Origin of the sequence: Sphingopyxis sp. (assembly GCF_019459305.1) — a bacterium.
GTDB lineage: Bacteria > Pseudomonadota > Alphaproteobacteria > Sphingomonadales > Sphingomonadaceae > Sphingopyxis.
Genome location: NZ_JAIBES010000097.1, coordinates 20,032 through 30,664, shown reverse-complemented (window position 1 = coordinate 30,664; position 10,633 = coordinate 20,032). Strand labels below are relative to the sequence as shown.

The window sequence follows — 10,633 nt, the reverse complement described above, 5'->3', positions numbered from 1 at the left end:
GCCGAAGATTCCGCCAAGGCCTATGATTACACGATCAAGGGCAATCTGGTCGCGGTGATTTCGAACGGCACCGCAATCCTGGGGCTTGGCAATCTGGGCGCGCTCGCCTCGAAGCCGGTGATGGAGGGCAAGGCGGTGCTGTTCAAGCGCTTTGCCGACGTCGATTCGATCGATCTCGAGGTCGATACCGAAGATCCACAGCGCTTCATCGAAGCGGTCGAACTGCTCGCGCCGAGCTTTGGCGGCATCAACCTCGAAGACATAGCGGCGCCCAACTGCTTCATCATTGAGCAGGCGCTGAAGGAAAAGATGAACATCCCGGTGTTCCATGACGATCAGCATGGCACCGCGATCATCACTGCCGCGGGGCTGATCAACGCCTGTTACCTGACCGGGCGCGACCTCGCGACGGTCAAGGTGGTCGTCAACGGCGCCGGCGCCGCCGCGATCGCCTGTACGTCGTTGATCAAATCGATGGGGGTGCGGCACGAAAATGTCATCATGTGCGACCGCAAGGGCACCATCTATCAGGGCCGCCTCGAAGGCATGGATCAGTGGAAATCTGCGCATGCGGTGCCGACCGAGGCGCGCGACCTGACCGAAGCGCTCGTTGGCGCTGACGTGTTCCTGGGCCTGTCGGCGGCAGGCGCGCTCAAGCCCGCGATGGTCAAGGACATGGCCCCCGCGCCGATCATTTTTGCAATGGCAAACCCCGATCCCGAAATTTCGCCCCCCGACGCGCGCGCGGCGCGGCCCGACGCGATCATCGCGACCGGGCGGTCGGACTTTCCGAACCAGGTCAACAATGTCCTTTGCTTCCCCTTCATCTTCCGCGGCGCGCTCGACGTGCGCGCGACCGCGATCAACGAAGAGATGAAGATCGCCGCCGCCTACGCGATCGCCGACCTCGCGCGCCAGCAGGTGCCCGAAGAGGTCGCGGCGGCCTATGGCGGGCGGGCGTCAAGCTTCGGCCCCGAATATATCATCCCCTCCCCCTTTGACCCGCGGCTGATGGAAATCGTCCCCGCCGCGGTCGCCAAGGCGGCGATGGAAACGGGGGTCGCGCAGAAACCGATCGCCGATCTCGACGCCTATCGCACCTCGCTCCGCGCGCGGCTCAACCCGACGACGTCGGTGCTGACGCTCGCCTATGAAGCGGCGCGCGCCAATCCGAAGCGGGTGGTGTTTGCCGAGGGTGAGGAAGAGGTGGTGCTGCGCGCCGCGATCCAGTTCCGCGATGGCGGCTATGGCACCCCGGTGCTGGTCGGGCGTGAGGGGCTGCGCGACAAACTGAAGGAAATGGGGGTCGCCGACCCCGAAAGTTACGAGGTCCACAACAGCGTCAATTCGCCGCATGTGCCGCAGATGGTTGAGATTTTGTACGAGCGCCTGCAACGGCGCGGATACCTGCGCCGCGATGTCGAGCGGATGGTCAACCGCGACCGCAACATCTTTGGATCGCTGCTCCTCAAGCTCGGGCTGGGCGATGCGATGATCACCGGGGTCACGCGCACCTATTCGCAGACGATGCGCGAAGTGCGGCGGGTGATCGACCATGCCGAGGGCAAGACGCCGTTCGGCATCCATGTGCTGGTTGGCCAGCATCAGACGATCTTTATGTCCGACACCACGGTCAACGAGCGGCCGAGCGCTGAAATGCTCGCCGATATTGCCGAACGCACCGCGCAGGTCGCGCGGCGGATGGGGCATGAACCGCGCGTCGCGTTCCTGTCCTATTCGACCTTTGGTAATCCACCAGGCAGCTGGCTCGACAATATTCGCGATGCGGTGGCGATCCTTGACCAGCGCAAGCCAGGTTTCGAATATGAAGGCGAAATGGCGCCCGACGTCGCTCTGAATGAAAAGGTGATGGCGAAATATCCGTTCTGCCGCCTTTCGGGGCCAGCGAACGTGCTCGTCATGCCGGGGCTGCAATCGGCGAACCTGTCGGCAAAGCTGATGCGCGAACTGGGCGGTGGTGCCGTTATCGGCCCGATGCTGGTCGGGATGGAACATCCGGTGCAGGTCGCGACAATGGCGTCGCCGGCTTCGGATCTGGTCACGCTGGCGGTGCTGGCGGCGGGCGGGATCGCGCAGTAGTTTGTTTAATCCTTCCTGTCGCGCAGCGATGGCGAGGGGGAGTGCGGGGTTGGGGGGAGTGCGGGGTTGGGTTGCCCCCGGCAATCCAAGTCCAGTCCGGGGGACTGGACGACCCAACATTCTTTCGAAGCAAGGGGTGGAGGGGCAGCGACGTTAGTGTTGTCGCCCCTCCGTCAGCGCCACGCGCTGCCACCTCCCCAACGCTTCGCAACGGGGAGGATAGCATATATGCTTATTGCCCCGTGGGCGCACCCGCACCCGGCGCACCGACCGCGCCGATATTGCCGAAGATATCTTCAAAGAAGCTGCGCTCGCGGCCCAGCGTCGGGGTCTTGTCGCCTTCGGGGCTGATCCGGCTCACCAGTTCCAGCCCGGTGCGGTCGACTGCCGCGACATTGCCCGCGGCATCGAAGCGGACGCGCAGCACCTGCTGATCGACCGGACGCGGCTTGGCAAAGGCGAGCTGGCGCGTTTCGCGCGAGACATAATAATATTCAGTGTCGCCGAACTGGCCGACGAAGGTCGGGCGGCCAAGCGTCTTTTCGACCGATTCGCGGTTGTCGACGCCGGGCGTGATCGCGCTGGTCAGCAGCGGATCGACGACATAGCCCTGCCGACCCTTGAGCTGCGAACAGCCGGTGGCCGCCACCGCGACGAGGACGCCAAGGGCGATCAGGCGCGCGCGGGGGGCGGCAAGCGAAAAGTTGAAATTCGGCATCAATAATCTCCGTTGCGCCGGTCCACCGCTTCTGTCGGCGGTCGGCGCTGGCTCACGCGCCTCTTAACCGCAAGCGGACGCGGCGCACAAGCTGCTTGTGGCGCGGCAAAGCTTGCCAGAAGCTGACCGGCCCGGCGCGCTGCCACCCCTTTTCCGCGGCGCCGATTGCGCCTAAGCGGGGCGCATGTTCTCACTTCGCAATCTCTTTCGCTCGCAGCCCGACCCGCGCGAGGCGCGCCGCCCGCTGTGGAACGCCGTGGTGGCGACCGCGCGCGCGCCGCACTGGTATGCGTCGGGCGGTGTCCCCGACACGCTCGATGGTCGCTTCGACATGGTCAGCCTGGTGCTCGCACTCGTCCTTCACCGCATCGACGAAGACCCCGCGCAGGCCCGCGCCGGCGTCGAGCTGACCGAATTGTTCGTCACCGACATGGACGGCCAGATGCGCCAGATCGGCTTTGGCGACATGGTCGTCGGCAAGCAGATCGGGCGGATGGTCGGCGCGCTCGGCGGACGGCTCGGCGTTTATCGCGCTGCCGACGGGTCGGAGGAACTGCGCGCCGCGCTGGTTCGCAACTTATGGCGCGGTAACGAGCCCGATGCGGCGGGGCTGGCGCATGTCAGGGCCGAGGTTGCGAAACTGCGCGCGGCGCTGGCAGCGACGCCGGTGACCGAGCTGATCGTCGCGGATCGGCTGGACGGAACCTCGACGTGAGCGATGCGCCCGAATTTTCGCTGATCCTGACGCTGGCCGACGCGGCGCATGGGCGTTCGGTGGCGGTCGAGGCCGGTGCCGAGGCGCGCACGCGGATCGCGCAGCGGCTGGAGTTGATCGCGGTCGATCGCTTTGCCGTCACCGCAGAGATACGCACCGTCGCGGGCGGCATCGGTGCCAAGGGCGCGGTCGATGCCAACGTCGTCCAGCCGTGCGCCGCGACCGGGCTGCCGGTCCCGGCGACGCTGAGCGAACCGTTCGACCTGCGCTTCCTGCGCGACATCGACGCGCCGGTTGATGCCGAGGAAGAGATTGAGATCAGCAGCGAGGAATGCGACCTGCTGCCGCTCGACGGCGACCGCGTCGATCTGGGCGAAGCGGCGGTGCAGACGTTGTCGCTCGCGCTCGATCCCTTTCCGCGCCACCCCGACGCCGACCGCGTGCTGGCGGAAAAGGGCGTGCTGAGCGAAGAGGCGGCGGGGCCGTTTGCGGCGCTGGCAAAGCTGCGCGGGACGCCCGACCTCTAAAGGCAGCACATTCATCCCGATCCGTTTGTGCTGAGCTTGTCGAAGGCCGAACGGATCACATTCTGGCCTCGGCGCTTAGCGGCGGCCTTCGGGCTCGGCCTTCGGTTCGTCCTCGACGAGATCGGCGACCGCGGCGTCGAGACCCGGCTCATCCTCTGCGGGCGGCGTTTCGGTGGCAGGCTTGGCCGCACCCTCAGCCGCCGCAGCCGCCTTTTCTTCACGCGACGGCGGCAAAGCACCGCCCAGCGCATTGGCCAGCCCCAGCAATTGTTCGCCGATCACCTTGTCAACCGCGGGCGCGATGTCGGCGACCTTGAAGCGCATATACCCCCCCACGACATAGTCGAAGCGAAGCGCGCTGCCGGTTGGGGTTTCCTTGATCTGGATCGTCAGCGTGCCGTTCAGCGCCTCGCCCTGCAGCGGGCCGAAGGCGCCCGACAGGCGGAGTAGCTGGCCGGGTTTCGAAAACAACACCCGAGCATGCTGGACGCTGCCAACCCCCGCGCCGGTGTCGGGCAATTTTTCGCAGAAGCAGCCGCCCGCCTGCGAATCGAGCCAGAAGTTCGCGGCGTCGCCCGACCAGCTGTGATCCTTCGACCACCAGTTCTGCGGCATGCGGAGCATTTTCGACACATCGGCGGGGGTCGCGGCGACCTGCGCGGTGTGTGCGACGGTGAAACCCGCCTCGCTCTGATCGACGACCTTGGCGGTCGCGGCGGGCGCCAGAGCCAGTCCAGCCGTTGCTGAGATTGCCGCCGCCGCTATTGCTTTGAAATTCATCACTCGTCCCCCCCCCTTTTTGCCGCAGCCGGACTTCGTCATTGCGAGCAAAGCGAAGCAATCCCGTGCGGCCCTGCACCGCACTGGATTGCCACGGGGCCGTGACCGAGTCACGGCTTATCCTGAGCGGCTGGCTGGCCAACCAGTCCTAGGGGCCCTCGCAATGACGATTAAGCGCGGGTGTCAGCCAGCAGGCGTCAGGACCGCTTCGATCGCGTCGTTGACCTGATCGATCGGCGCCATGCCATCGACCCGGTTCACGATGCCGCGCGCGTCGTAGATCGGCAGGATCGGCGCGGTCTTCGCGCGATATTCGGCCATGCGCGTGCGCACCGTTTCCTCATTGTCGTCGGGACGACGCTTGAAGTCGTGGCCGCCGCACTGGTCGCAGGTGTCCGCGACTTTGGGCAGCTTGTAGCGATCGTGATAGCCCGCGCCGCAATTGCCGCAGGAGAAACGCCCGGTGATGCGATCGACAAGCGCGTCTTCTTCGACCAGCAGTTCGATGACAAGGTCAAGCTTGCGGCCACGATCGCTGAGGATCGTGTCGAGCGCGTCGGCTTGCGCCGCGGTGCGCGGGTAGCCGTCGAAAATCACCGACACATCGCCGCCAAGCTGATCGAGCCTTTCGCCGATCAGGCCCGAGACGATTTCGTCCGACACCAGCTCGCCCGCGTCCATCACCGCCTTGGCCTGGACACCGATCGGCGTTCCCGCCTTGACCGCAGCGCGCAGCATGTCGCCGGTCGACAGCTGGACCATGCCATGCTCGTCCTCGAGCCGCACCGCCTGCGTTCCCTTGCCCGCCCCCGGCGGTCCGAGCAAAATAATATTCAGCGTCATGGAAGCCCCTGTTGCCTCTGCCGTGTCGCAGTTGCCGTAGCGGGCGCGTTAGCGCCGCGCAACGCCGCCCTTCAATTTCGCCTTTTTGATCAGGTCGCCATATTGATGCGCCAGCATGTGGCTCTGGATCTGGCTGATCGTGTCGATCGTCACGTTGACGATAATCAGCAGGCTGGTGCCGCCGAGCGCGAAGGGCAGACCCGACTGGGCGATGAAATATTCGGGGACGAGACAGATCGCCGCGAGATAGGCTGCACCGAGCACGGTGATGCGCGTCAGCACATGGTCGAGATAGGCGGCAGTGTTCTTGCCGGGACGGATGCCCGGGATGAAGCCGTTCTGGCGCTTCAGATTGTCGGCGGTTTCTTCGGGATTGAAGACGACCGCGACGTAAAAGAAGCAGAAGAAGATGATGCCCGCGGCATAGAGCGCCATATAGAGCGGCTGACCGTGCGCCAAATACTGGTTCAGCGTGATCAGGAAATCACCGGTCGCGGTGTCGCCCTGGACATTATTGCCCATCATCTGGGTGATCGTCAGTGGCATCAGCAGCAGCGACGAGGCAAAGAGCGGCGGGATGACGCCCGCGGTGTTGACCTTGAGCGGCAGATGGCTGCGGTCGGCCTGCATCCCGCCGCGCTGCGTCGCGCGCTTGGGATATTGAACGAGCACGCGGCGCTGGGCGCGTTCCATGAAGGCGATGAAGGCGATGATCAGGATCGCACCGGCGAATACTGCGACCACGGTGCCGCCGCCCATCGATCCTTCGCGCACCTGGGTGAACATCTGCGAAAAGCTGCGCGGCAGCTGCGCAAGGATGCCCGCCATGATGATCAGCGACACGCCGTTGCCGATCCCGCGCGCGGTGATCTGTTCGCCGAGCCACATCAGGAACAGGGTACCGCCGACGATGCTGATCACGGCGCCAACGCGGAACATCATGCCGGGGTCGACAACGGCGGCAATGCCCTGGCTGGCGCCCAGCGTTTCAAGCCCGACGGCGATGAAATAACCCTGGATCGCGGTCAGGAAGACGGTGCCGTAGCGGGTATATTGGTTGAGTTTCTTGCGCCCGCTTTCGCCCTCTTTCTTGAGGGCGGCAAGGCTGGGCGACAACGCCGCGGCCAGCTGCACAACGATCGAAGCGGTGATATAGGGCATGACGCCGAGCGCGATGATACTCATGCGCTCCAGGCTGCCGCCCGAGAAAGTGTTGAAAATGTCGAGGACGCCGCCCGAGGCAGCCTGGCTGTACAGCGTCGACAGCGCGACCGGATCAACCCCGGGAAGCGGGACGAATGACAGGAAGCGGAAGACGATCAGCGCGCCGATCGTGAACCAGATGCGGTTCTTGAGTTCGGTCGCCTTGCCGAATTTCGAAAAGTTCAGATTGGAAGCAAGCTGATCGGCGCGAGAGGCCATGGGTATTTTCCTCGGGTTCCGGACCGCGCCCCCCGCGACCCGGCGCCTATGTGCGTTCGGCGGTCACGAAGCGCAAGGGGAAAGGCCCGATTCAAATGCGTCGGGGGCGGAGCGGCCCAATGCCGTCCGCCCCCAAAGGCATTAGTTCTTCTTGGCAGCCGCTGCAGCTTTGCGCGTGGCCTTCTTGCCTTCGCCTTCGGGCTTGGCCTCGGGCAGTTCGACCTTACCACCGGCCTTTTCGACCGCTTCGATCGCACCCTTCGAAGCACCGGCAACGGCGAAGTTGAGCTTGGCGGTAAATTCGCCCTTGGCGAGGAGGCGGACGCCGTCCTTGCCGCCGCGGGCCACACCAGCAGCCTTGAGAGCGGCGTGATCGATCACAGCCTTGGCATCAAGCTTCTTTGCGTCGACCAGCTTCTGGATCATGCCCAGATTGACGATCGCGAAGTCCTTGCCAAAGATGTTGTTGAAGCCGCGCTTCGGGATACGCATGTGAAGCGGCATCTGGCCGCCTTCGAAGCCGTTGATCGCGACGCCGCTGCGGGCCTTCTGACCCTTTTGGCCGCGGCCGGCGGTCTTGCCCTTGCCCGAACCGATGCCGCGTCCGACGCGCATGCGGCCCTTGCGGGCGCCGTTGTTGTCACGAAGTTCGTTCAGTTTGATCGTCATGGTTGCACTCGCTTTCGCTGTGGTCGCGCTATGGACTGCCGCTTTCCGGGGAAAGGGGTTCAGTCCGGTTCAATTTCACTCGATGGTTGAAAACCGGGATACGCCCCGGCCTTTTCCATCACGATGGCCTGGGCGACATAGCCGCGGCCATCAACACTGGTGATCGACGGGCTGCCGTGGAGCTGCCAACCCCGGTTGAGCAATCCTTCGACGCGGGCGCAGAACGCGCTATCGTCGGGACCGGTCAACAAGCGGTAGAGCTTCACCGCGCTTTAACCCTCGACGACTTCCACCATGTGCGGCAGCTTGCGAAGCATGCCGCGCACTTCGGGGGTGTCGACCAGTTCGACCTCGCGGTGCATCTTGCCCAGGCCGAGGCCGGTCAGGATGGCGCGCTGGCTGCTCGGCCGACGGATCGGCGAGCCGATCTGGCGAATCTTGATCTTCTTGTCAGCCATGATCTTACTCCGTCACCGCCGCGGCCTCGGCTTCGGCTGCACGGTCGGATGCACCGCCGCGCTTGATCAGATCCGACACCTTCTTGCCGCGACGCTGCGCGACCGACTTGGGGCTGGTCTGTTCGCCGAGCGCCTCAAAGGTCGCGCGGATCATGTTATAGGGGTTTGAGGTGCCGTTCGACTTGGTCACGACATCCGCCACGCCCAGCGATTCGAACACGGCGCGCATCGGGCCACCGGCAATGATGCCGGTACCGGCGGGCGCCGAGCGAACCGTGACAAGGCCAGCACCGAAATGGCCGCGGCCATCATGGTGCAGCGTGCGGCCATCGCGGAGCGGAACGCGGATCATCGACTTCTTGGCGGCAGCGGTCGCCTTGGAAATGGCTTCGGGCACTTCGCGTGCCTTGCCATGACCGAAACCGGCGCGGCCCTTGCCATCGCCAACCACGACGAGCGCAGCGAAACCGAAGCGCTTGCCGCCCTTCACCGTCTTCGACACGCGGTTGATGTGGACGAGCTTTTCGATCAGCTCTTCGCCGCCGTCATCGTCACGTGGACGACGATCGTCGCGGCGACCACGGCCACCGTCACGGCCGCCACGGTTGCCTACCGGCCCGCCAGCGCCGCCGCCACGACCGCGGCGCGGAGCCTGGCCCGTCACATCAGCGTTGGTCGTTTCGGGTGCCAGAACCGCTTCGGGCTGGTTGCCCTGCCCTGTGGTGTTTTCGTCAGCCATATTAGAACTCCAATCCGCCTTCGCGAGCCGCGTCGGCCAGCGCCTTGATGCGCCCGTGGAACAGGAAACCGCCGCGGTCGAACACGACCTGCGTCACACCCGCCTTTTTGGCGGCAGCGGCGAGGCGCTTGCCAACGTCGGCAGCCGCCGCGGTGGTCGCGCCGGTCTTGCCGCGGACATCCTTGTCCAGCGTCGAAGCCGCAGCCAGCGTCTGGCCGGCGGCATCATCGATAAGCTGGGCATAGATATGCCGGCCCGAACGGTGCACCGACAGGCGCGCACGCCCACCAGCCCGCTTGCGGAGGGCGGTACGAACGCGCTGACGGCGTTTTTCGAATTGGGTAAGATGTGCCATGGCTTACTTCTTCTTGCCTTCTTTGCGGAAGATGTACTCGCCGCGATATTTGATGCCCTTGCCCTTATAGGGCTCCGGCTTACGCCAGCGGCGGATTTCCGCTGCAACCTGACCAACCTGCTGCTTGTCGATGCCGCTGATCTCGATCGTGGTGTTATCGGGCGTCTTGATCTCGATGCCTTCAGGCACCGCGAAATCGACATCATGGCTGTAGCCGAGCTGCAGCTTCAGATTTTTGCCCTGCGAATTGGCACGATAGCCGACACCGGTGATTTCGAGCACCTTGGTGAAGCCCTCGGTCACGCCCGTGATCAGGTTCTGAACCAGCGTGCGCTGCATGCCCCAAAAGGCGCGAGCTTCGCGGGTAGCGTTCGCGGGCTGAACCGAAATGCTGCCGTCGCCAACTTCATATTTGATGTTGTCAGACAGCGGCATCGCGAGGGTGCCCTTCGGACCCTTGACCGACAGCTGGCCGCCATCGATCGCGGCGGTGACGCCACTGGGGATCGCGACTGCTTTTTTACCAATGCGTGACATCAGAACACCTCCGCCAGCACTTCGCCGCCGACATTATGCTCGCGAGCCTCGGCGTCCGACAGGACGCCGCGCGGGGTCGACACGATGGTGATCCCCAGGCCGTTGCGCACGATCGGCAGTTCTTTCGAACCCGAATAGATGCGGCGGCCGGGCTTCGAAACGCGCGCCACATGGCGGATCGCCGGCTGCCCTTCGAAATATTTCAGCTCGATGCGGATGCCCTTGTGCTCGCCCTTGGCACCCAGCGCTTCTTCGCTGTAGCCACGGATATAGCCTTCGCGCTGAAGCACGTCGAGAACACGGACACGCAGCGTCGAGGCCGGCGTCAGGACGCTGTCCTTCTTCGCCGTCTGGCCGTTGCGGATACGGGTGAGCATATCACCCAAAGGATCGGTCATTGCCATCTTGTCTGTCCCTTACCAGCTCGACTTAACAACACCGGGGATCAGGCCCTTGTTGGCCAGATCGCGGAGCTGAATACGGCACAGCCGGAATTTGCGATAATAAGCGCGCGGGCGCCCCGTCAGCTCACACCGGTTACGGATGCGGGTCGGGTTACCATTGCGCGGGATTTCCGCCATCTTGAGGCGCGCAATCAGACGCTCGCCTTCGTCGAGCGAGGTGTCCGCTGCAATCGCCTTCAGCTTCGCGTAACGGCCGGCGTATTTCTTCACCAGCTGCTTGCGACGCTCATTTTTGTTCGTCGAACTCAGTTTCGCCATGACTTAAGTTCTCTTTCCTTTTGAGAGAGAGCCAGCCTGATCCTTAAG

At 64.3% G+C, this 10,633-nt stretch carries 15 protein-coding genes; 3 read left to right on the top strand and 12 right to left on the bottom strand.

Annotated elements, in window-relative coordinates:
* Positions 1–2,100: NADP-dependent malic enzyme (locus K0M74_RS11870; protein WP_293972356.1), on the top strand; the 2,100-nt coding region annotated here is incomplete at its 5' end.
* A 232-nt stretch (positions 2,101–2,332) separates the two neighbouring features.
* Here the strand turns inward: K0M74_RS11870 and bamE are convergent.
* A complete protein-coding gene (bamE, locus tag K0M74_RS11865; protein WP_293972353.1) occupies positions 2,333–2,818 on the bottom strand; it encodes an outer membrane protein assembly factor BamE in 486 nt (161 codons plus the stop codon).
* Between the two features lie 184 nt (positions 2,819–3,002).
* On the opposite strand from bamE, the gene K0M74_RS11860 reads away from it, so the two are divergent.
* Positions 3,003–3,533, top strand: coding sequence for a ubiquinol-cytochrome C chaperone family protein (locus K0M74_RS11860; RefSeq protein ID WP_293972350.1), 531 nt, complete (start codon positions 3,003–3,005; stop codon positions 3,531–3,533).
* Positions 3,530–4,060: a DUF177 domain-containing protein gene (locus K0M74_RS11855; protein ID WP_293972347.1), complete on the top strand. Its 531-nt coding sequence runs from the start codon at positions 3,530–3,532 to the stop codon at positions 4,058–4,060. Before K0M74_RS11860 ends, K0M74_RS11855 begins: the two co-directional genes overlap by 4 nt.
* A 75-nt stretch (positions 4,061–4,135) precedes the next feature.
* Here the strand turns inward: K0M74_RS11855 and K0M74_RS11850 are convergent, their stop codons facing one another.
* The 11 genes from K0M74_RS11850 to rpsN form a co-directional block, all read right to left on the bottom strand.
* On the bottom strand, positions 4,136–4,840 hold the full coding sequence (locus tag K0M74_RS11850) for a hypothetical protein (protein ID WP_293972344.1): 705 nt from the start codon (positions 4,838–4,840) through the stop codon (positions 4,136–4,138).
* A 183-nt stretch (positions 4,841–5,023) separates the two neighbouring features.
* A complete protein-coding gene (locus K0M74_RS11845; protein ID WP_293972341.1) occupies positions 5,024–5,683 on the bottom strand; it encodes an adenylate kinase in 660 nt (219 codons plus the stop codon).
* Positions 5,684–5,731: 48 nt separating this feature from the next.
* Positions 5,732–7,105: a preprotein translocase subunit SecY gene (gene secY, locus K0M74_RS11840; protein ID WP_293972338.1), complete on the bottom strand. Its 1,374-nt coding sequence runs from the start codon at positions 7,103–7,105 to the stop codon at positions 5,732–5,734.
* A gap of 141 nt (positions 7,106–7,246) precedes the next feature.
* Positions 7,247–7,774, bottom strand: coding sequence for a 50S ribosomal protein L15 (gene rplO, locus K0M74_RS11835; RefSeq protein ID WP_088439812.1), 528 nt, complete (start codon positions 7,772–7,774; stop codon positions 7,247–7,249).
* 59 nt (positions 7,775–7,833) lie between these two features.
* Entirely contained in the window at positions 7,834–8,040 is a 207-nt protein-coding gene (locus K0M74_RS11830; RefSeq protein ID WP_293701258.1) for a DUF1737 domain-containing protein, read from the bottom strand.
* Positions 8,041–8,046: 6 nt separating this feature from the next.
* Positions 8,047–8,232, bottom strand: a complete 186-nt coding sequence (gene rpmD, locus K0M74_RS11825; RefSeq protein ID WP_293972331.1) for a 50S ribosomal protein L30 — start codon at positions 8,230–8,232, stop codon at positions 8,047–8,049.
* A gap of 4 nt (positions 8,233–8,236) precedes the next feature.
* Positions 8,237–8,971, bottom strand: a complete 735-nt coding sequence (rpsE, locus tag K0M74_RS11820) for a 30S ribosomal protein S5 (RefSeq protein ID WP_293972328.1) — start codon at positions 8,969–8,971, stop codon at positions 8,237–8,239.
* A 1-nt stretch (position 8,972) separates the two neighbouring features.
* The gene (gene rplR, locus K0M74_RS11815; protein ID WP_088439820.1) at positions 8,973–9,326 is read right to left on the bottom strand and encodes a 50S ribosomal protein L18; all 354 of its coding nucleotides are present in this window, start codon (positions 9,324–9,326) and stop codon (positions 8,973–8,975) included.
* A 3-nt stretch (positions 9,327–9,329) separates the two neighbouring features.
* Positions 9,330–9,863: a 50S ribosomal protein L6 gene (gene rplF / locus K0M74_RS11810; RefSeq protein ID WP_088439822.1), complete on the bottom strand. Its 534-nt coding sequence runs from the start codon at positions 9,861–9,863 to the stop codon at positions 9,330–9,332.
* Positions 9,863–10,267, bottom strand: coding sequence for a 30S ribosomal protein S8 (gene rpsH / locus K0M74_RS11805; RefSeq protein ID WP_088439824.1), 405 nt, complete (start codon positions 10,265–10,267; stop codon positions 9,863–9,865). The genes rplF and rpsH overlap by 1 nt, the downstream gene beginning before the upstream one ends.
* Positions 10,268–10,279: 12 nt before the next feature.
* Positions 10,280–10,585 (bottom strand): 30S ribosomal protein S14, encoded by a 306-nt coding sequence (gene rpsN / locus K0M74_RS11800; protein ID WP_088439825.1) that lies wholly within the window; start codon positions 10,583–10,585, stop codon positions 10,280–10,282.
* Positions 10,586–10,633: the final 48 nt, after the last annotated feature.